Source organism: Nocardia sp. CA-129566 (assembly GCF_050956075.1).
Taxonomy (GTDB): domain Bacteria; phylum Actinomycetota; class Actinomycetes; order Mycobacteriales; family Mycobacteriaceae; genus Nocardia.
Map to the genome: position 1 here is coordinate 8055286 of NZ_CP192085.1, position 20110 is coordinate 8075395.

Here is a 20110-nt window from a genome sequence, read left to right on the forward strand (position 1 = left end):
ATTAGGGAGTGCATCGTGAACGATCCGCGGCGGTACGTGGTCATCGGTGGCGGCCTGGCCGGACTCGCGTCCGCGGTCTGGCTGGCCGAGGCGGGCAAGCAGGTCACCCTGCTGGAACGTCGCGGCAGACTCGGCGGCCGGACACATGCGATGAAGGTCGAAGCGGCCGATGACCTTCCCGATAACGGCCAGCATGTGATCGCCAGCGGTTACGACCATCTGTTCCGCTATCTGACCAGCGTCGGCACCCGCGGGCACGTCGCCTTCCCGCACGGTGGGACGCTGCGCTGGCCGGGCGGGCGCAGCGTGTTCATGTCGACCAAGGGCTGGGGCGCGTGGCGCACCCTGTTCGGCGCACATCCCGACGCGAGCCTGCTCGATCGGCTGCGCGCCGCCCGCGCCACGGTGCGACTGGGCTGGCAGTGTCTGCACCAGCCCGCCGACCTCGCCGACCTCACCACCGAACAGTGGTTCAACCGGGTGGGTATGCCCGCTGCGGCGCGAGAAGCGTTGTGGGACTGGCTCGCTCTCGGTCTCGCGGCCGAGCCAGTGCAGCAGGAATCGGCCAAGATCCTCGCCGATCTGCTGGCAACCGGCATCCGGCTCGGGATCCGACACCGCAGGGCGGTCACCATCGGTCATCCGACCACCGACCTCGATACGCTCTTCATCGCCGGGGCCCACAGGGTTTTCGAGAAGTATGGTGTCGAGGTCCGGCACCGCGCCGTGGCTCGCCGCATCAATATCGACAATGGGGCGGTGACCGGGGTCGTCCTCGCCGACGGATCGGTCGTCCCTGCCGATGCCGTCGTCTGCGCGGTGCCGAATTCCAATATCGGCGGCCTGCTCGACGAACTGCCCGAACATGCCGAAATCTACGCCGCCGCAGATAAATTGGGCTACACGCCGATCGTCAGCACCAACCTCTACCTGGATCGTCCGCTCGGCACCAAGGCCGAATTCGAGGCGCTGATCGGCGGCACCGGCATTATCGACGAGGTCTTCGACCGGCAGCTGATGACCGGTCGCAGCACCGACCAGGCCTGGCTGTACTGCCTGACCACCAGCGGCGCCTACGAGCAGATCCACAAGACCAACGAGGAGATCCTCGACGAGCAGATGCGGCTGCTGCGCCGCTACTACCCGGCCGCGGAAAACGCGAAAGTCGTTCAGGGACACGTGGTTCGGATGCCGAAGGCGACCTTCTCACAGGTACTCGGCACGCACGGCCTGCGCCCGGACCAGCGCACCTCGATACCGACGCTGGTACTGGCCGGTGACTGGACCGCAACCGACTGGTCGGCCACCATGGAGAGCGCGGTGCAGAGCGCCGCCAAGGCGGTGGATCTGCTGCTTGCGCTACCGTCGTTGCCGTGACCACGGAGCGCTCGACGTCCGAACACCCCAGCGCGAAGCCATGCACCACGCCCAAGCGCCGCATGTCCGCGGCCGACCGGCGCGCACAGCTACTAGACGTGGCGCGCGATATCGTCGCCGCCGACGGCTTCGGCGCGGTGAGCATCGACCGGGTCGCGCGCGAGGCACAGGTCGCGAGAGCCCTGGTGTATCAGCAGTTCACCGATCTGTCCGGACTGATGACCGCCCTGGTGGATCGAGAATCGGCGATCGCGCTCGCCGGCATCGGCACTGTCGATCGGACCGGCACCGACGACGACGTCGATGAGCTCGGCCGTGGCATCCTCGCCTATCTGCACACCGCGCCGACCAGTTGGCGGATCATTCTCAGCCCACCCGACGGCGGACCACCCGATCTGCGCGACCGGCTCGAGCTCGGCCGGGCCTATGCGCGGGCGATCGGCGCGCGGCATCTGTCGCGCTATGCCGGGGTCACGGTCGATCCGAACGGCGCGACCGAGCGCATCCTGCTCGCGGCATTGGAGGAACTGGCCCGGCTGCATCTGGTCGATCCGCAGCAATACCCTGATGAGCTGGTACTGCGCTACATTCGATCCCTCGTCTCGTGGGCGGTGCACCTCGAAGCACCGAAAAATACCCACTGAACAGCGGTTTCACCTACATCACGAAATTCTCATGGACGCATTGGTTTTCTTGTTCCACCGCGGGAACGACCCGCGAGAACGAGAGGAAACGACCATGCAGATCCGCTCCGCAATCGCCGCCGGAATGTTCGCCCTCGGCGCCGTCGCCGCGGGCGCCGGTGTCGCATCGGCCGCGCCGACCCCGATGCACACCCCCTTCATCGGCAACTACGCGACCTACGATGCCTGCGCCGCCGATGGGAACTCGCCGAAGACCGGTGGCACCCAATGGGAATGCCGCGAGGTCGCCGACGGCTGGGATCTCTACACCTACTGAGCAGCAGCTGCGGATCGAGTGGCCGAAGGGGGTCGGCCACTCGGACTCCGGCCTCCGCACGGCGTGTGAAATACCTTATTCTCGGACCTCGTGCGGGTGCTGGTGATCGAAGACGATGCGGGTCTTGGCAATGAAGTCGCCGCGGGACTGCGATCGGCCGGTTTCGCGGTCGACCTCGCCCCCGATCTCGCGGATGCCGATTTCAAGATCTCCGTCAATGTCTATGACGTCCTCGTCGTCGATCGTGGTCTGCCCGATGGCGATGGCCTGCAATTGGTCTCGGCACATCGAGCCAGGGGCCAGCGGGTTCCGGTCCTGATCCTCACCGCCCGCGACGCACTGGCCGATCGCATCGCCGGATTCGACAACGGCGCCGACGACTACCTCGTCAAACCCTTCGCACTGCCCGAACTCGCCGCCCGGGTCCGCGCACTGTCGCGGCGGCGCGAGCATCCGGCACCGGCGCGTATCCTGCTCGGCGACATAGATATCGACCTGCCGCGCCATCGGGTGCAGCGCGCGGGCATTCTGCGCTCGCTCACTCCGAAGGAATTCGCCGTCCTCGAATTGCTCGCCACCCGCGCCGGTAATGTCGTCTCGCGCTCGGAGCTGATCGAATGCTGCTGGGACGAAATGGCCGAACCCGCATCGAATGTCGTCGACGCCGTAATCGCGCAATTGCGCCGCAAGCTCGGCGCACCGCCGGTCATCGAAACCGTGCGTGGCACCGGCTTCATGATCGGAAGTGACCCATTCGCACCTTGATCTCCACGGCGGACGCCCGCCCCGCCGTGGCCCGGCTGCGCCGCACCCGCTGGCAGCTCACCGCGCTGATCACCGCGATCACCGCGGCCTGTCTGATCATTCTCGGCATTGTCGCGGCGACCATCGACGCCCGCTCACGCGCGAGCGCCCTCGATGATTCCCTCGATCGGGTGGTGAGCGGGCTCTTCCGCGCCGTCAACCTGCCCGAGGGCGAGGAAACCATCGATGTCAGCCAGCTCGAGAACGACGCACTCGCCAATGGCGAGGTGGCGGTGCTGGTGCTCAGTTCGCCGGGCGATGGCACATGGCAGGAGAGCTTCGCGCATCTGCGCTCCTGGCTGCCCAAGGACGACGGCGCCGCCGGATTGGCCGATGATGCCGACCTGGCCGATGAAACCATCTTCCGCGACGCATACGACGGTGCCGGGCGCCCGGTCCGGATCGCGGCGACGCCGATCATCTGGGAGGAGTCCAAGACCAAGGCGGTCGTCATCGCGGGCACGAATCCCAGTGCGTTCGACCGTGATCGGGCCCTGCTGATCTGGGGGCTCGTGGTCGGCGGACTCACGCTGGTCGCGCTGTCCGCGGTGGCCGGACATCTGCTCGCGAGTCGGAGCATGCGCCAGGCCATCGTCATGGTCGAAGAGCAGGAGCGCTTCCTCGGCGACGCCGCGCACGAATTGCGGACACCGCTCACGACTCTCGGTTTGGTCACCGCGCCGCGCCGCCGCAATCCGCACGAGGTCGAACGGGCGCTGGTCGATGCCAGGGCGCTGGGCGCGCGGATGGAGCGGATCGTCGCCGGACTGTTGGCGCGCGCCCGGATGCAAGCGGGCGTCACCACCATGGAGCAGGTGCAGCTACTGCTGGACCAGCTCACCGAATCGGTGGTCGAGGAGTTCCCGAAGGCCGGCATCGTGCTGCGGGCCGATCCCACGGTGGTGGTCGGCGATCCGAATCTGCTGAGCCTGGCGGTGCGCAATCTCATCGAGAACGCGATCACCCACGGCGCGGTCAATCAGGGTGCGCCCATTGAGGTGCATGTGGCCGACGGCCGCGTCAGCGTGCGCGACCATGGCGCTGGCTTGACGCCACAGCTGTCGAGCAATCCGTTCCAGCGCGGGGTGACCGCCGGCCGCGGCAGCGGCATCGGACTGGCGCTGGTGGCCTGGATCGCCGAATTACACGGCGGCACTGCGACAATGGAGCCGGCCGCCGGTGGCGGCACCATTGCGGCGATCGTGCTGCCGCCACCGCCGATCGGATAATCCTCAGGTGTCCAACGGGACCGGTTCCAGGATCTGTGGGCGCGGTTCCGGGGCCACGATGCGCAGGGCATCGGCGGATTCGTCGTCCGGCTGGGTCTGGGAACGGATCTCGGCCGCGACTCGGGCCTGGTAGGTCGTTACCTCCCAGTCGATTTCGTCATTGTCCCAGCCGAGCACCGGCGCGACCAGCCGGGCCACCTGCTCGGCGCAGTTGGCGCCGCGGTGCGAATATTCGATGGAGATCCTGGTCCGGCGGGTCAGAATGTCCTCGAGGTGCAGCGCGCCCTCCGCCGCCACCGCGTACACCGCCTCCACCTGCAGATACGACGGTGCGTCCATAATCGGTTGCAGCAGTTCGGGTTTGCCATCGGCCATGGCCATCACCTCGTCGATGAGCGAGCCGTAGCGATCGAGCAGATGCTTGATCCGGTACGGATGCACGCCATATGCCTCCGCCAGTTGCACCGTCTGATTGATCAGCGCGAAATAGCCGTCGGCACCGAGCAGCGGGACCTTCGCGGTAATGGATGGCGAGACCCGCGCCGGAATATCCTGGGCCGCCTCGTCCACCGCGTCGTAGGCCATCACCCGATAGGTGGTGTACTTGCCGCCCGCGATGCCGACCAGACCCGGTGCCACCCGCGCGACGGCATGCTCGCGCGACAGCTTGGATGTCGAATCGCTCTCGCCCGCGAGCAAAGGCCGCAGACCCGCGTAGACGCCGTCGATATCACCGGGGGTGAGCGGCGTGACCAGCACCTGGTTGACCCGGTTCAGCAGATAGTCGATATCGGCCTTGGTCGCCGCCGGATGGGCCAGATCCAGATTCCAGTCGGTATCGGTGGTGCCGATGATCCAGTGCGCGCCCCACGGAATCACGAACAGCACCGAGGTGGCGGTGCGCAGGATGATCGCGGCATCGCTGACAATGCGGTCGCGCGGCACCACGATGTGCACCCCCTTGGAGGCGCGCACATGGAAGCGACCGCGATTGTGCGAGAGCGCCTGCACCTCATCGGTCCAGATACCGGTCGCATTGATCACCACATGCGCGCGGATCTCGCCGGTGCGCCCGTCCTCGCTGTCGCGCACCTTCACCCCGACGAACCGGTCGGCCTCGCGCAGGAAGCCGACGACCTGGGTGGAGGTGCGGATCACCGCGCCGTAGTGCGCGGCGGTGCGGGCGACCATCATGGTGTGCCGGGCATCGTCGACGACGGTGTCGTAGTAGCTGACGCCGCCGATCAGCGAATCGCGGCGCAGGCCGGGGGCCAGCCGCATTGCGCCGTGCCGGGATAGATGATGTTGGCCGGGAACGGATTTCGCGCCGCCCATGGTGTCGTAGAGCACCAGCCCGGCCGCCACGTAGGGGCGCTCCCAACCGCGATGGGTCAGCGGGTAGAGGAAGCGCAGCGGCTTCACCAGATGCGGGGCGAGGGTGGACAGTGCGAGTTCACGCTCCCGCAGGGCCTCGCGCACCAGCCCGAATTCCAGCTGCTCCAGGTAGCGCAGACCGCCGTGGAACATCTTCGAGGACCGGCTGGAGGTACCGGAGGCGAGATCACGCGCCTCGACCAGCGCGACCTTGAGACCGCGAGTCGCGGCGTCGAGCGCGATGCCCGAGCCGACCACACCGCCACCGACCACGACCACATCGAAGTGGTCTTTGCCGAAGCGCTCCCATGCCGTCGCGCGCTGCTCGGGGCCGAGAAACTGCGATTCCGGTTTATTGGTCATGCTCGACTCCTCCCGCCGACGCGGCGTCGGGGTGTAGACGGCGTTTGTGGTCTTCGGGCCCACGATCGAGCTGCTCAGGGGGTGTTCTGTTGTACAGGCTAACAGCGCGTCCGAAACCCATGTGGGTATGCAGGCACCCCCCTTCTGGGGCGTCGTCGGTTAACGCCACGAAGGTATGAACGTCGGTTCCGGCGTCTTCCGGGCCGGTTTCACCAGCACCCGTAGGTGCCGGTCAGCGTGTCAGAGCCGCAGCCGTGTCGCCGGGGCCGATAGCCTGTGCTACTCGCCGGTAACCGATACCGACACTCGTCCGGCAGGCTGCTGGTCGCGAGGTGATGCGCGGGCCGCTCCGCTGTTTTCCCCGCGGGCCGCGCCGCTTTTAGTAGCCTGCACGAATGCGTCGCTATGTGGCCGCCATTGATCAGGGCACGACCTCGAGTCGGTGCATCATCTTCGACCGACAGGGCCGCGTCGTCGGTATCGCGCAACGCGAGCACGAGCAGATCTTCCCGCGGCCGGGCTGGGTCGAACACGATCCGGAAACCATCTGGCGCAATACCGAATTCGTGCTCGGCGAGGTGCTGCGCAGCACGGGTATCGCCGCCGATGAGATCAACGCGGTCGGGCTCACCAATCAGCGCGAGACGACGGTGGTGTGGGATCGGGCCAGCGGCAAGCCGATTCACCACGCGATCGTCTGGCAGGACACTCGCACCGATCGTCTGGTGACCGAACTCGGCGGTGAATTCGGCGCGACGCGCTACCAGGACCGCACCGGTCTACCACTGTCCACCTACTTCGCCGGGCCGAAACTGCGCTGGATCCTCGACAATGTCGAGGGCGCGCGGGCACGTGCCGAGGCGGGCGAGCTGTGTTTCGGCACCATCGACAGCTGGGTGCTGTGGAATCTCACCGGTCAGCACATCACCGATGTGACCAATGCGTCGCGCACCATGCTGATGGATCTTCGTACGCTGCAATGGGATCCGCAGATCTGCGCCGAATTCGGCGTGCCGCGGTCGATGCTGCCCGAGATCCGCAGCTCATCGGAGATCTACGCGGAGATCGGCTCCGGCCCGTTGTCGGGCATACCCGTCGCGGGCATCCTCGGCGATCAGCAGGCGGCGACCTTCGGCCAGGCCTGCCTCTCCCCCGGCGAGGCCAAGAACACCTATGGCACCGGCAATTTCATGCTGCTCAACACCGGAACCACACCGGTATTCAGCAAGCACGGGCTGCTCACCACGGTCTGCTACCGGCTCGGCGGCGAGGCCGCGGTATACGCGCTGGAGGGGTCCATCGCGGTGACCGGGGCACTGGTGCAATGGTTCCGGGACAATCTCGGCATCATCTCCACCGCCGACGATATCGAGCCGCTGGCCCGCAGCGTCGAGGACAATGGCGGCGCCTATATCGTCCCGGCGTTCTCCGGCCTCTTCGCGCCGCGCTGGCGCCCGGATGCCCGCGGTGTCATCGCGGGCCTGACCCGCTTCGTCAACAAGGGGCATCTGGCGCGAGCGGTATTGGAATCCACCGCATTTCAGACTCGTGAGGTGATGGACGCGATGCGCGCCGACGCCGAATCCCAGCAACTGCGGCTGGAACGGACCACCCTCAAGGTCGACGGCGGCATGGTCGGCAACGATCTGCTCATGCAGTTCCAATCCGACATTCTCGACGTCCCGGTGGTCCGCCCGGTCGTCAACGAAACCACGGCACTCGGTGCGGCCTACGCGGCCGGACTGGCCGTCGGGCTGTGGGAGAGCACCGATGACATCCGGGCCAACTGGGCCGCGGATAAGACCTGGCAGCCCGCGATGTCGGCGGCCGACCGCGAAACCCACCTCGTCGCTTGGAACAAGGCCGTGGAGCGCACGTACAACTGGGTGGGCTCGCCCTGACCGGCTCGCAGCTACTCGGCGGCCCTGGCCATCCGATCGACGGCCACTTCCAGTGTCGCCGGGTCGAAAGTGGTGAAGCACATGCGCATCGAGTGGCTGTAATCGGTATCGACGGCGAACGCGGAGCCGGGCACGAAGGCGACGCCGTGTTCGATGGCGCGCGGCAGCAGGCGATCGGTATCGGTGCCATCGGTGAAATCGGCCCAGACGAACATGCCGCCGGTGGCGTCGGTGCAGGTGAGGCGATCGCCGAAGCGGGTGCGAACGGCGTGCACGAGCGCCTTGGCGCGGTCGCCGTAGGCGGTGCGGACGGTATCGACGTGGCCGGTGAGCCACGGTTCGTCGGTGAGCAGTTCGGCGGCGATCTGGTGGGTCAGCGCCGAGCCGCACAGGTCCGCACCCTGTTTCAGCAATTCGACCGCGCGACAGACCCGGTCCTGGGCCACCAGCCAGCCGACGCGCAGCGCGGGCGAGAGGATCTTCGAGGCACTGGAGAGCCGGATCACATTGCGGGAATAGGTCGCCACCGGATCGGGCGAGGGCCGGTCGAACCAGAGCTCACCGTACGGGTCGTCCTCGATCACCCAGAAGCCGTACGCGTCGGCCAGTTCGGCCAACTCGCGACGGCGCGGCGAACTCATCGTGACCCCACCCGGATTGTGGAAGTTGCTCACCGTGTGCACGACCGTCGGGCGTTCACCGCGGGCCAGCAACTCCTTCAGCACATCCACCCGCATGCCATCGGAGTCCAAGGGCACCGCCACAATTCGCGCCCCGGCCGCCCGGAACACCTGCAGCGCACCGACATACGCCGGATCCTCGACCACGACCAGTGCGCCCGGGTCGAGCAGCACCTCGGCGAGCAGCGATAGCGCCTGCTGCGAACCGTGAGTCACGAACACCTCGCCGAGTTCGACGGCACGGCCCAGCTTGGCCGACTCACGCTGCCGCAGCACATCACGCAGCGGCGCCCACCCGGGCGACTCGGTGTACTGCAGCACCGCGGAACTACGCAGCGCGGCCTCGGCCGCCGCGGCGAGCCGCTCGCGCGGCATCAGCTGCGCATCGGGCAGCCCGCCCGCGAGGCCGATCACCTCGGCGCGGGTGGTCAGCGTCAGCAGATCACGGATCGCCGAACTCTTCAGTCCGCCCAGTTTGGCCGCGAGCGGTGGATTGGTCGGCGACATGGGAAACCTCCGATACAACGCGGAAACCCCACTGTCCCACATTGCCGCCAAGATATGAAATATTCATCCCATGATCTGAAACCGAGCCACTCAGATGCGTTCCTTGATCGCGAAGATGACGGTCTTGCCGTCCCGGATCACCGTGGTGACGGTCTGCCGGTACACATTGGTCGTGCCATCGGGACGATGCTCGGTCAGGTCCACCTCGAAGGTGTCGGTGGCGACCTCGGCAATCCGCAGGCAATGCGTGGTTCCGACCGGAATCTGCTCGTTGATGGCCTGCTGGATGATCTCGGCCGTCGACACGTTCTCCGCATCCGACGCGACGTACTTCCTGGCCCGCTCGCCATTGCGGCCGACGTAGAACTCGTACTGGAAGCCGAGGATCGCGCCGGCGCCGCTCGAGGTGTCGCCCTGGCCATTGCCCCGGGTCACCTTGCCGTCCTTACTCGCTGGGCAGCTCAGCGCGGCGGAGGTGCTCGGCGGTGGCGGTGGCACCGCCTTCGGGCTGCCGTCGTCGTCGCGGCTGACCGCGACAAAGGTCACCACCAGCGCGAGGACCACAACGACCGCGGCGAGCACACCGAGCGCGATCCACCGGCCGCGCGAACCGGAGCGCGCAGGGGTCGCGGTGATGTCATCGGAGAGCAGCTTCGGCGCAAGGCGTTTGGCGATCGGATCATCGGCCCAGGACAGGCCGGACGGCTCGGACGGTGGTTTCGGCACCCCGCCGGACTCGGTCGGGCTGCTCCACCAGGTCTCGCGCTGCGGCGGCGTCGCATGCCGGACGGTGGCCTCGGTGGGATCGGGTTCGGCCGGCGGCTCCGGCCGTCGGGCGGGTGGCGGCGGCGCGTCGCCGAATACCGTCGTATCCGGTGCGCGGTACTGCGCAGGAGGTGGCGGCACCGTCGGCGGTTCGTCGGCGGGACGCCAGATCAGCTCGGGATGATCGGTGGCGGGCTCGGGCACCGACCACTGCGGTCGAACCCGACCACCCGTCGGTGGACCGAATTCACCGACCGGCGGGCCGAATTCGGAGACCGGCGGGCCGAAATCGTCCAATGGAGGACCGAACTCCGACCCGGACTGGTCGGATTCGTTGTTCCTGCCATCACCCTCGGAGCCCACACCAAATCCTTTCCCCAGGACACACGTGTGGGGCGGTCGCGAACGACCGCCCCACCCGTCGAATCAGCTCGTGTCAGTACTGGAGTGACCCACCCCACTGGGTGGTGACCCCGGCAACGTTGACCGTCTGCGGAGCCAGTTCGCCTGGCGGCACCGGAAGTTTAACTTGCGCGGCGGCCTCGAGCGCAGCCGCGCCACCCGGCTGTTCCCGAATCCAGTGCTCGACAGCGGCCTTGGCCATATTCGCCTGCGTGGTGTCGAGGATCACCTCGGTCTTGTTGTCGGCCAGGCCCTCACCACCGGTGTAGGTGGTCACCTTGACGGTGTTGGCTCCGACGTACTCCACCGAGACACCGGCCTCACCCTGCCCGGTCGGGGTGCGGTACCCGACGGTGCCGACGTAGCCAGCGGCATTGTTGAAGTGGTGGGTGTTGGCCACATAGCCGGGCGCCAGGCTGCCACCGTCGATATTGGCGCCGAGTTCCTGGTGCGGACCGTCCATCTCGACGACCGGTGCGGCCGGGGCCTGCTGGAAGCGCGGAGCCTCCCAACGCGGCTGCTGCACCAGCGTCTCGGTCTCCGGTTGCTGCGCGGTCCTGGCATTCGGATCGCTCGGAGTCGACGCACCCGGCCCGGTGGTGCCGGGCTGCGCGGGCTTGGGCGCGGTGCCGGGAGCCGTCTCCGGCACGACCGCGGGAACCGCGGGTCCGGTCTGACCCGGAACCGGCAGCGGCGCGACGCGCGGGGTGGTGACACCCGGCTGGGTCGGCACGGACAGCTTCGGATCCTTCGGCGGATTCGGCATCACCTGGTTCGGATCCGGCGTCGTGACACCCGGCTGACTCGGTGTCGGCTGGCTCGGCGACGGCTTGGTGTCCGGCTTGCCCGGGTCTGGCTTGGTGGTCTCCGGCTGGCCCTGATCCGTGGGCGCCGTGGTGCCCGGATCGGCCGGAGCCGGTGCCGGGGTGGTCGGTGTACTCGGCTGATCCGGAACCGCCGCCGCCGGTGCCGCGAAGAGAGTGGCCACGGCCGCCGCGGTGGCCAGTGGCAACGACGTGCTCGCCATCGCTCGCTGCGCCCGACTCGGCTTACGATGTTTCACTTTTCGCAATCCCTTCCCGTGTGCGACCGGGTGGGTCGCACGCAGTTATCCCTGGTGAGACGCTTAGCCCACAAACGAGGACCGGCGAACGACCAAGCGGCCGTTCGCCGTTCCCGTTGGAAAGGATCGATCCCCCCACACAGAACCTCGCGATCGCCCGCCGATCGCATCTCTGCCGGAAGTGAACCACATGAGCGCCGGACTGGCAACGCGGTGAAAGTCCAGACAAGACAAGAGGTCTGGGGGCACCCGAGATCACCCAGGTTGCCGCCGGATCACTTCGAGTCGCAATTGGCACGAAGCGAGTCTTACGAGCGAGGAGTTCGCGGCGCCGCAGGCGCTGCAAATAGATTCAGTCCAGGTCGTCGTGACGCATGAGCAGGCGCGCGGCCTCGGTGACCGAACCGGTGAGCGATGGGTACACCGAGAAGGTCTGGGCGAGATCGTTGACGGTCAGATTGTTCTGTACCGCCAGGGCGATCGGGAGGATGAGCTCCGAGGCGATCGGGGCGACGACCACGCCGCCGATGACCACACCGGTCGCAGGTCGACAGAAGATCTTGACGAAACCCCGGCGCAGACCCGACATCTTGGCCCGCGGATTGGTGTTCAGCGGCAGCATCACCGTGCGTGCGGGCACCTCGCCGTTATCAATGGCGGTCTGGCTCACGCCGACAGTCGCGATCTCGGGTCGAGTGAAGACCGCCGAGGCGACCGTCTTCAGCCGGACCGGGCTGACACCCTCGCCCAGCGCGTGGTACATCGCGATCCGGCCCTGCATCGCGGCCACCGAGGCCAGCGGCAGCAGACCGGTGCAGTCGCCCGCCGCGTAGATACCGGGCACCGAGGTCCGCGACACCCGGTCCACCCGCAGGTACCCGCCACGGTCGAGTTCGATGCCGACCCGCTCCAGTCCGAGGTCGTCGGTGTTCGGGATCGAGCCGACGGTCATCAGCGCATGCGTGCCGGTGACGGTGCGGCCATCGGAAAGTTTGACCACGATGCCCTCGGCGGTGCGCTCCACCGCATCGGCGCGCGCATGCTTGACCAGTTCGACGCCGCGTTCGGCGAGTGCGTCCTCGAGTACCAGCGCGGCATCGGCGTCCTCGCCGGGCAGCACGCGGTCGCGGCTCGAGACCAACTTCACTTGGACGCCCATCTCGGTATAGGCGGACACGAATTCGGCACCGGTCACACCGGAACCGACCACTACCAGGGTCTCCGGCAGTTCTTCCAGGTCGTAGAGCTGACGCCAGTTCAGGATGCGCTCGCCGTCGGGCTCGGCGCCGGGCAACACGCGCGGGCTCGCACCAGTGGCGATCAACACAACTTCGGCCTCGATGGTCTCCTCGGTGCCATCGGCCAGCAGCGCGCGAACGCGATGCGCGGCCAACCCGGTGGCCGGATCGCTGAGCTGTCCGCGTCCGGCCAGCACCGTCACTCCGGCGGCCTGCACCTTGGATCGGATATCGGAGGACTGGGCCAGCGCGAGCGCCTTCACCCGCGCGTTCACCTCGCCCAATTCGATCTGCGCCTGACTCGGATCGAGGGTTATGCCCAGGTCACGAGCGCGACGCAGATCGGTGCGCACGCCGGTCGAGGCGATGAAGGTCTTGGACGGCACACAGTCCCACAGGACGCATGCCCCGCCGATGCCGTCGCAATCGATCAGGGTGACCGTTGCTCCGTGTTGGGCCGCAACCAAGGCCGCTTCATAACCGGCCGGTCCGCCACCGATGATCGCTATGCGGGTCATGGATACCTCCGCTCGAGCTGTTCGACCGGGATCTCCGGTGCCGGTAAACAACGTTAGCTGGCGAACACACGGTCATCTCGCCGGGATAGAGACGATGTGCGCAGGTTATTGGATACCCTTGCGTCGTGCCGATCTACGCCGCCTACGGGTCGAACATGGACTCGTCCCAGATGCTCGAGCGCTGTCCGCACTCCCCGATGTCCGGGACAGGATGGTTAGAGGGCTGGCGCCTCACCTTCAGCGGAGACGACATCGGCTGGGAGGGCCCGCTGGCAACCGTCGTCGAGGAGCCGGACTCCCGGGTGTTCGTCGTGCTGTACGACGTATCCCCCGAGGACGAACAGCGCCTCGACCGCTGGGAGGGCTCCGACTTCGGCATCCACCGCAAGGTCCGGCTGCGCGTCACGCCGAGCCCGGGCAGTGGTTCCGAGCCGATCCTGGCCTGGCTGTACGTACTCGACGCCTATGAGGGCGGGTTACCCTCCGCCCGGTATATCGGTGTGATCGCGGACGCGGCCGAAAAGGCGGGCGCACCAGCGGAATACGTGCACGCGCTGCGCACGCGCAACAGTAAGAACGTCGGCCCCGGCTTCTTCGGCAGTTGAGCGGAAACGAAAGTGGCCGATCCATTCGGATCGGCCACTTCCCAGTATTTGCGGTCAGCCCGCGTTCAGCACGATCTTGCTGAGCACCCGGACACCTACCGCGAGCGCGCGCTCATCGATATCGAATGTCGGCTGGTGCAGATCCAGCTGTTCGCCGTGCCCGGACCAAACCCCGAGGCGGGCCATCGCACCGGGCACCTCCTCCAGGTACCAGGAGAAATCCTCACCGCCGCCGGACTGCATGGTGTCGGCGAGTGCGTCGGTGCCGAGTTCGCGGATCGCGTCCTCGAACATCCGGGTCGACTGCTCGTCATTGACCACCGGCGGCACGCCGCGCTTGTAGTTCAGCTGGTAGCGCACCCCGGTCGGGGCGAGCAGGCCGTCCACGATCTCGCGCACCATCGGTTCCAGCAACGACCAGGTCGCGTGATCGCCGGTGCGGATGGTGCCGGTGAGCATGCCGGTCTGCGGAATCGCATTGGGCGCTTTACCCGCACTGACCGCACCCCACACCATGACGGTGCTGGTGCGCGGATCGATGCGGCGGCTGAGCAGTCCGGGCAGCCCGGTGATCACGGTGCCGATGGCATAGACCAGGTCGCTGGTCAGATGCGGGCGCGAGGTGTGCCCACCCGGCGAATCGAGCACCAATTCGATGGTGTCGGCGGCCGAGGTGATCGCACCGACCCGGATGCCGACCCGGCCGACCTCGAGGCGCGGATCGCAGTGCAGCGCGAAGATCCGGTCGACGCCCTCCATCGCACCGGCGGCGACCATATCGATCGCACCGCCCGGCATCATCTCTTCGGCGGGCTGGAAGACGAACCGCACGCCGACCGGCAGCTCCTGATCGGCCAGCGCGAGTGCGGTGCCGAGCACGATGGCGGTGTGCGCGTCGTGTCCACAGGCATGCGAGACGCCGGGGACGGTCGAGGCGAAGCTGAGCCCGGTGAACTCCTGCAGGGGGAGCGCGTCCATATCGGCGCGCAAACCGATCCGCGGTGCGTCCACCGGACCGATGTCACAGAGCACTCCGGTGCCGTTGGGCATCTTCTGGGGCGTCAGCCCGGCTTTGGTCAGCCACGAGGCGACGAACTCGGTGGTCGCGAACTCGGTGCGGGACAGCTCCGGGTTGGCGTGGATATGCCTGCGCCATTGGACGAGGTCGACGGTGTGCTCGGCGAGCCACGCCTCGACCGCTTCCTGCCCGGTCTGTGCGATGTCCACAGCGGTGCTGCGCGGATCAACCGTGATCACGCGCGCTGCCGCCTCGGGACCCCCCGCGCGCGCCGCAGGGCGGCCGGTACTGCTCACCGAATGTCCTCCTGTCGTTGAACGAGCCGTTGCAACAACCTGTCTCTATGTATTGCATCGCGAGCGACCGCGATAGCGGTACCAGCGAGGGCGATCGCACCGTCGGTCACCGCGCGATCCGCCGAGGCGTTGATACTCGCCGCGGCAAAGCCGGGCTGATGCGTCACCGCCCCACCGGCATCGATGCCGATGACCGGATGGATGCCCGGAATGACGTTGGTGACATTGCCCATATCCGTACTTCCGAGCGGTCGCTGCGCCTCGAGTTCCGGTGCGATCGGCACCCGGCCCAAGCCGATGATCTGCTCGCGGTAGGCACACAGTAATGCCGAATCGGGGGTTAGCTCGGTATATGTCGGCGCAACCGTTCGGATTTCGTGCGTGCAGCCGGTCGCCAGCGCACCCGCCTCGAAACAAGCCGACGCCCGTCGCATCAGATCGTCGAGGGATGCGGAGTCGACTGCACGTAGGTAATACAGCAGTTCCGCACGTCCGGGAACGATGTTGGGGGCTACGCCACCGTCGCTGACTATACCGTGCAGTTGCTGTCCGGGTTGGAGATGCTGACGTAGCAATCCCAGAGCAACCTGCGCGACGGTCACTGCGTCGCCCGCGTTTCGGCCCAATTCCGGCGCGGCACTCGCATGCGCCTCGAGTCCGTGGAACACCACCGACAGATCCGCCAGCGCCAGCGAACGCGCGTCGACGATATCGAAGGGGCCGGGGTGCACCATCAGCGCCATCGCGACATCGTCGAAAACGCCGCGCTCCAGCATCAGCACCTTGCCGCCGCCGCTCTCCTCGGCGGGGGTGCCGAAGACGACGACGGTGATGCCGAGCGCATCGGCCACCTCGGCCAAGCCCAGCCCGGCGCCGACCGCGGAGGCGGCGATGATGTTGTGCCCGCAGGCATGTCCGATCTCGGGCAGCGCGTCGTACTCGGCGCAGATACCCACGGTGAGCTCGCCGGAGCCGTAGCTGGCGCGAAATGCGGTCGGCAGTTCGGCGATGCCGGTCTCGATCTCGAAGCCGCGCGCGGCCAGCGGCGCGATGGTCTTGGCGACGCTGCGGGTCTCCTCGAAGGCCAACTCGGGTTCGGCGTGGATGGAATGCGAGAGCGCGATCAGTTCGGCCGCCGCGGCCAGGATCGCGGCATCCGAGGCCGCCGCATCCGTGCCGTTCGGACCGACCGGCGCGCAGTCGCCGACGGCGCGCGCGACCTGGTCGTCCGTGCGTGATTCGGGCTGCCCGCTGCGCGGTGGTGGCATGGCACACAGTGTTGCACTGCGCAGCCGATCGAGCGCACCCTGCGCCCGGGCGCGATGCGCCGGCGCACCCCCGGGATTGCGATCAGCCTGAGGTTATTGCCCGGCGAACGCCAGATTCTCCGGAGTCGTTGGGGTCGCGAGACCGGCGAGCGCCTTGGCGTGCAGCGCGCGCTTGATCACCGGCAGATTCGGCTTGCGATTTGCCGCGAGTGCAGCCGCGCGCTCGATCGCGGACTTCAGCAACTCGTCAGCATCGGCCTTCGCATCGACAATGCCCGCGGTGATGGCCTCGTCGGCGGCGAAGCGGTGACCCGCGGTCATGGCCTGGACGCAGACCTGGTTGGTCAGTCGCTCGGTGAGCAGCGCGTTCATGCCGACGGTGAACGGCATGCCGAGGTGCACCTCGGGCAGGCACCAGAAACCGCGGTCGGCGCGCATCACCCGGAAGTCGTGCGATGTGGCCAGCATGGCGCCGGCGCCGAAGGCGTGGCCGTTGACGGCGGCCACCGTCGGCATCTGGAAGGTGAGCAGCCTGGTGTAGATGCTGTGCACCCGGTCGAGGTAGCCGTGCATCTTGTCCACATTGCCGAACAGCCAGTCGGTATCGAGGCCATTGCTGTAGAACTTCCCGGTCGCCGTGGTGACCAGCGCGGCCGGCCCCTCGGACGCCTCCACCTGGTCGAGCAGCCCGTGGAATTCATCGATCCAATCCGGATGGAAACGGTTCTCACTGTCGGTCTGCCCCTCGCTCCCGAGGTAGACGACGAACACATCCCCTTCACGTTCCAGATACGGCATGCGTGCAGCGTAACGGGTGTACGGCAGCACACCTACTCGCGGGTAGCAAACATTCGGCGGGCCTGTGCGCACCTCGCACGGACACGGCCATGAGCGCCGCCTCGCCCGATCCGTCGCCGCGAGTCCGACGAATCGCCTCACGTGCGGCCGTTCGGTGCCCGTCTCGCGCCGCTTGCGGCGATCGGACTCGGCTGAGTCATCGAAATGCGCCACAGACACGAATCTCGCCCACCGGACAGTGCACCTCGGGCGCCGAACCGCCCACTCGAGGCGACCACATGGGAACGAGTCTCACGAGCGACCGTCCGCGGCCCCTCTCGCGTCCGCATGCGGCGATCGAACTCGGCTGAGTCATCGAGGCACATGCGCCACAGACACGAATCTCGCCCACCGGACAGTGCACCTCGGGCGCCGAACTACCCGCTCGAGGCGACCACACGGGAGCGAGTCTTACGAGCGACGTTCGCGGCCCGTCTCGCGTCCGAGTCGTCGAAGCGCATGCGACGAAGTCGCGAGTCTCGACGGCTCGGACGCGAGACCAAGGTGGCCGCGAACACGCAGCGCCGGAGGCGCTGCAAATCAAACACAGCTATCGTGATCTTCATGCTTGCCGAACAGGCCGCGAAGGCGATTGCCGAACGTACGGGAGTGGAGCGGCACCGGGTCGCGGTGGTGCTGGGATCGGGCTGGCAGGACGCGGCCGCGGAGATCGGTGCGCCGCGTGCGTCGATACCGATGCCGGAGCTGCCCGGATTCGGGACACCCAGCGCCCAAGGGCATGTCGGGATGGTGCATTCCGTCGCCGTCGACAACACTCCGGTGCTGCTGCTGATGGGACGTCAGCATCTGTACGAGGGGTACCAGCCGAGCGAGGTCGTGCATCCGGTGAGTGCCGCGATCGCGGCGGGCGCGGAAACCGTGGTGCTCACCAATGCCGCGGGCGGGATCCGCGAGGGGTTGCGCGTGGGTGATCCGGTTCTCATCGGCGACCATCTCAATCTCACCGGCCGCACGCCATTGACCGGCGCGACCTTTGTCGATCTCGTCGACGCGTGGGATCCCGAATTGCGCTCGCTGGCAAGGGAAATCGACCCGAGTCTGGCCGAGGGCGTGTACGCGGGTCTGACCGGACCGCAGTACGAGACACCCGCCGAGATCCGGATGCTGCGCACCATGGGCGCGGATCTGGTCGGCATGTCGACGGTGCTCGAGGTGATCGCGGCGCGCGCGCTCGGCGCCCGGGTGCTCGGCATTTCACTGGTCACCAACCTCGCCGCGGGCGTCACGGGTGCGCATCTGTCCCATGCCGAGGTGCTCGCCGAAGGACATGCGGCCGCACCGCGACTCGGCAAACTGCTGCGCGGCGTGCTGGAACGGCTCTAGATGCTGCGCTTCGGCACCGCCGGACTCCGTGGGCCGCTACAGGACGGCCCCGACGGCATGAACCTGGATACGGTCAGCCGGGCGACGGCGGGGCTGGTGGACTGGTTGCGCGGGCGCTGCCTGGGCGGCGGCGCGGTGGTCGTCGGACGCGACGCCCGCCACGGCTCCGCCGAATTCGCCATCGCCACCGCGGAAATCTTTGCGGCCGCCGGGTTTCCGGTGACGCTGCTGCCCCGCCCGCTGCCGACGCCGATCGTCGCCTACGCGGTGCGTGAGTTGGGAGCTGTTGCCGGAGTGCAGATCACCGCATCGCACAATCCCGCGACGGATAACGGCTACAAGGTGTATCTGGACGGCGGTTCGCAGCTGATCGCACCGGCCGATACCGAGATCGAGCGCTGCATCGAGGCGGTCACCGAACCGATCGCCCGCATGCCGGTCATCCCGGCCGACGATGATCTGGTGCGCCGCTACCTCGATCGGGTGGCCCGGCTGCCCGAGTTGATCGGCGGGCCAGGTGAACGCGCCGATATCCGAATCGTCCTGACCCCGCTGCACGGTGTCGGCGGCGATACAGCGGTGGCAGCCCTGGCCGCGGCCGGATTCCACCATGTGCACGTCGTCGGTGAGCAGTTCGCGCCCGACGCCGACTTCCCCACCGTCGCCTTCCCGAATCCCGAAGAGCCCGGCGCCACCGACCTGCTGCTCGCCACGGCCACCCGCATCGGCGCGGATATCGCCATCGCTCTCGACCCGGACGCCGATCGCTGCGCCATCGCGATACCCGACGATCAGGGCCGCAACGGCGGCTGGCGCATGCTGCGCGGTGACGAAACCGGTGTGCTGCTCGGTGATTGCGTATTGCGCACCGCACCCCCGGATTCGCTCGTCGCGACCACCGTCGTATCGTCGCGACTGCTCGCCAAACTCGCCGCCGCCCGCGGCGCTCGCTACGCCGAAACGCTGACCGGCTTCAAATGGCTTGCCCGAGCGGGCGACGGCCTGGTCTACGCCTACGAGGAGGCCATCGGTCACTGCGTGGACCCCGCCGCGGTTCGCGATAAGGACGGCATCTCCGCGGCGGTGCTAGCCGCCGACCTCGTTGCCCGCCTGAAGACCGCCGACCGCACCCTCGCCGACGAACTCGACGACTACGCGGTCGAATTCGGCCTGCACGCCACCGACCAGGTCGCCCTTCGCCTCCCGACCCCGGCCGCCGCAGCGGATCTGGTGAGTCGACTGCGCGCCGCCCCGCCCGACGAGATCGCCTCCGAACCCGTCAAATTCACCGATCTACTCCAGGTACGCGGCCGAATGCGCACCGACGCACTGATTTTCGAGGGATCCAGCTCACGCATAGTGGTCCGCCCATCCGGCACAGAGCCGAAACTCAAGTGCTACTTGGAAGTGGTCGAGCCGGTCGCCGACCGTGCGGCTCTCGCTGCGGCGAGAACCGCGGCCGGACAACGCATCGCCGAACTGCGCGCCTTCTGCCAAGGGCTCTGAGCCGAGGACCTCACTCGGCGGACTCGGTCGCCGTGTGGACCACCACGGGATCGCG

At 67.5% G+C, this 20110-nt stretch carries 17 protein-coding genes; 9 read left to right on the top strand and 8 right to left on the bottom strand.

The genetic code is table 11. The features are described 5' to 3' along the window. Positions 1 to 12: 12 nt before the first annotated feature. The 5 genes from hpnE to ACQP0C_RS35900 all read left to right on the top strand — a co-directional run bounded on the left by hpnE (position 13) and on the right by ACQP0C_RS35900 (position 4370). Positions 13 to 1377: a hydroxysqualene dehydroxylase HpnE gene (gene hpnE, locus ACQP0C_RS35880; RefSeq protein ID WP_433734748.1), complete on the top strand. Its 1365-nt coding sequence runs from the start codon at positions 13 to 15 to the stop codon at positions 1375 to 1377. 62 nt (positions 1378 to 1439) lie between these two features. Further along, positions 1440 to 2021 carry a TetR/AcrR family transcriptional regulator gene (locus ACQP0C_RS35885; RefSeq protein ID WP_433734749.1) on the top strand — a complete coding sequence of 194 codons (582 nt, stop codon included), beginning with the start codon at positions 1440 to 1442 and terminating at the stop codon, positions 2019 to 2021. Between the two features lie 94 nt (positions 2022 to 2115). After that, positions 2116 to 2337 (top strand): hypothetical protein, encoded by a 222-nt coding sequence (locus tag ACQP0C_RS35890; RefSeq protein ID WP_433727360.1) that lies wholly within the window; start codon positions 2116 to 2118, stop codon positions 2335 to 2337. A 90-nt stretch (positions 2338 to 2427) separates the two neighbouring features. Then, positions 2428 to 3102, top strand: coding sequence for a winged helix-turn-helix domain-containing protein (locus ACQP0C_RS35895; RefSeq protein ID WP_433727362.1), 675 nt, complete (start codon positions 2428 to 2430; stop codon positions 3100 to 3102). Continuing rightward, positions 3099 to 4370, top strand: a complete 1272-nt coding sequence (locus ACQP0C_RS35900; RefSeq protein ID WP_433727364.1) for a sensor histidine kinase — start codon at positions 3099 to 3101, stop codon at positions 4368 to 4370. The genes ACQP0C_RS35895 and ACQP0C_RS35900 overlap by 4 nt, the downstream gene beginning before the upstream one ends. 3 nt (positions 4371 to 4373) lie before the next feature. Here the strand turns inward: ACQP0C_RS35900 and ACQP0C_RS35905 are convergent, their stop codons facing one another. Continuing rightward, on the bottom strand, positions 4374 to 6107 hold the full coding sequence (locus tag ACQP0C_RS35905) for a glycerol-3-phosphate dehydrogenase/oxidase (protein ID WP_433727366.1): 1734 nt from the start codon (positions 6105 to 6107) through the stop codon (positions 4374 to 4376). A 395-nt stretch (positions 6108 to 6502) separates the two neighbouring features. Here ACQP0C_RS35905 and glpK point away from each other — a divergent pair, with 395 nt between their 5' ends. Beyond that, positions 6503 to 8008, top strand: coding sequence for a glycerol kinase GlpK (gene glpK / locus ACQP0C_RS35910; RefSeq protein WP_433727368.1), 1506 nt, complete (start codon positions 6503 to 6505; stop codon positions 8006 to 8008). 11 nt (positions 8009 to 8019) lie between these two features. On the opposite strand, the gene ACQP0C_RS35915 is transcribed toward glpK, so the two are convergent. The 4 genes from ACQP0C_RS35915 to ACQP0C_RS35930 all read right to left on the bottom strand — a co-directional run bounded on the left by ACQP0C_RS35915 (position 8020) and on the right by ACQP0C_RS35930 (position 13181). Further along, positions 8020 to 9195 (bottom strand): PLP-dependent aminotransferase family protein, encoded by a 1176-nt coding sequence (locus tag ACQP0C_RS35915; RefSeq protein ID WP_433727370.1) that lies wholly within the window; start codon positions 9193 to 9195, stop codon positions 8020 to 8022. A 90-nt stretch (positions 9196 to 9285) separates the two neighbouring features. Next, positions 9286 to 10323, bottom strand: coding sequence for a hypothetical protein (locus ACQP0C_RS35920; RefSeq protein ID WP_433727372.1), 1038 nt, complete (start codon positions 10321 to 10323; stop codon positions 9286 to 9288). Positions 10324 to 10396: 73 nt separating this feature from the next. Next, positions 10397 to 11389 carry a hypothetical protein gene (locus ACQP0C_RS35925; RefSeq protein ID WP_433727374.1) on the bottom strand — a complete coding sequence of 331 codons (993 nt, stop codon included), beginning with the start codon at positions 11387 to 11389 and terminating at the stop codon, positions 10397 to 10399. A 388-nt stretch (positions 11390 to 11777) separates the two neighbouring features. Further along, entirely contained in the window at positions 11778 to 13181 is a 1404-nt protein-coding gene (locus ACQP0C_RS35930) for an NAD(P)H-quinone dehydrogenase (protein WP_433727376.1), read from the bottom strand. A gap of 125 nt (positions 13182 to 13306) precedes the next feature. Between ACQP0C_RS35930 and ACQP0C_RS35935 the strand changes: the two genes are divergently transcribed. Continuing rightward, positions 13307 to 13786: a gamma-glutamylcyclotransferase gene (locus ACQP0C_RS35935; protein ID WP_433727378.1), complete on the top strand. Its 480-nt coding sequence runs from the start codon at positions 13307 to 13309 to the stop codon at positions 13784 to 13786. 54 nt (positions 13787 to 13840) lie between these two features. Here ACQP0C_RS35935 and ACQP0C_RS35940 read toward each other — a convergent pair whose 3' ends face one another. The 3 genes from ACQP0C_RS35940 to ACQP0C_RS35950 form a co-directional block, all read right to left on the bottom strand. Then, positions 13841 to 15007, bottom strand: coding sequence for a M20 family metallopeptidase (locus ACQP0C_RS35940; RefSeq protein ID WP_433734750.1), 1167 nt, complete (start codon positions 15005 to 15007; stop codon positions 13841 to 13843). 89 nt (positions 15008 to 15096) lie between these two features. After that, the gene (locus ACQP0C_RS35945) at positions 15097 to 16368 is read right to left on the bottom strand and encodes a M20 family metallopeptidase (RefSeq protein ID WP_433727380.1); all 1272 of its coding nucleotides are present in this window, start codon (positions 16366 to 16368) and stop codon (positions 15097 to 15099) included. Positions 16369 to 16461: 93 nt separating this feature from the next. Further along, on the bottom strand, positions 16462 to 17166 hold the full coding sequence (locus ACQP0C_RS35950; protein WP_433727382.1) for an enoyl-CoA hydratase-related protein: 705 nt from the start codon (positions 17164 to 17166) through the stop codon (positions 16462 to 16464). Between the two features lie 603 nt (positions 17167 to 17769). Between ACQP0C_RS35950 and ACQP0C_RS35955 the strand changes: the two genes are divergently transcribed. Together ACQP0C_RS35955 and ACQP0C_RS35960 are read left to right on the top strand one after the other, a co-directional pair. Continuing rightward, a complete protein-coding gene (locus ACQP0C_RS35955) occupies positions 17770 to 18549 on the top strand; it encodes a purine-nucleoside phosphorylase (RefSeq protein ID WP_433727384.1) in 780 nt (259 codons plus the stop codon). Next, positions 18550 to 20055 (top strand): phospho-sugar mutase, encoded by a 1506-nt coding sequence (locus ACQP0C_RS35960; protein WP_433727386.1) that lies wholly within the window; start codon positions 18550 to 18552, stop codon positions 20053 to 20055. The last annotated feature ends 55 nt before the right edge of the window (positions 20056 to 20110 follow it).

Coding starts and splice junctions, on each gene's coding strand:
- ACQP0C_RS35885 (WP_433734749.1), top strand. CDS start 1,440: ATGTCCGCGGCCGACCGGCGCGCACAGCTACTAGACGTGGCGCGCGAT.
- ACQP0C_RS35890 (WP_433727360.1), top strand. CDS start 2,116: ATGCAGATCCGCTCCGCAATCGCCGCCGGAATGTTCGCCCTCGGCGCC.
- ACQP0C_RS35905 (WP_433727366.1), bottom strand. CDS start 6,107: ATGACCAATAAACCGGAATCGCAGTTTCTCGGCCCCGAGCAGCGCGCG.
- glpK (WP_433727368.1), top strand. CDS start 6,503: ATGCGTCGCTATGTGGCCGCCATTGATCAGGGCACGACCTCGAGTCGG.
- ACQP0C_RS35915 (WP_433727370.1), bottom strand. CDS start 9,195: ATGTCGCCGACCAATCCACCGCTCGCGGCCAAACTGGGCGGACTGAAG.
- ACQP0C_RS35925 (WP_433727374.1), bottom strand. CDS start 11,389: ATGGCGAGCACGTCGTTGCCACTGGCCACCGCGGCGGCCGTGGCCACT.
- ACQP0C_RS35930 (WP_433727376.1), bottom strand. CDS start 13,181: ATGACCCGCATAGCGATCATCGGTGGCGGACCGGCCGGTTATGAAGCG.
- ACQP0C_RS35945 (WP_433727380.1), bottom strand. CDS start 16,368: ATGCCACCACCGCGCAGCGGGCAGCCCGAATCACGCACGGACGACCAG.
- ACQP0C_RS35950 (WP_433727382.1), bottom strand. CDS start 17,166: ATGCCGTATCTGGAACGTGAAGGGGATGTGTTCGTCGTCTACCTCGGG.
- ACQP0C_RS35955 (WP_433727384.1), top strand. CDS start 17,770: ATGCTTGCCGAACAGGCCGCGAAGGCGATTGCCGAACGTACGGGAGTG.
- ACQP0C_RS35960 (WP_433727386.1), top strand. CDS start 18,550: ATGCTGCGCTTCGGCACCGCCGGACTCCGTGGGCCGCTACAGGACGGC.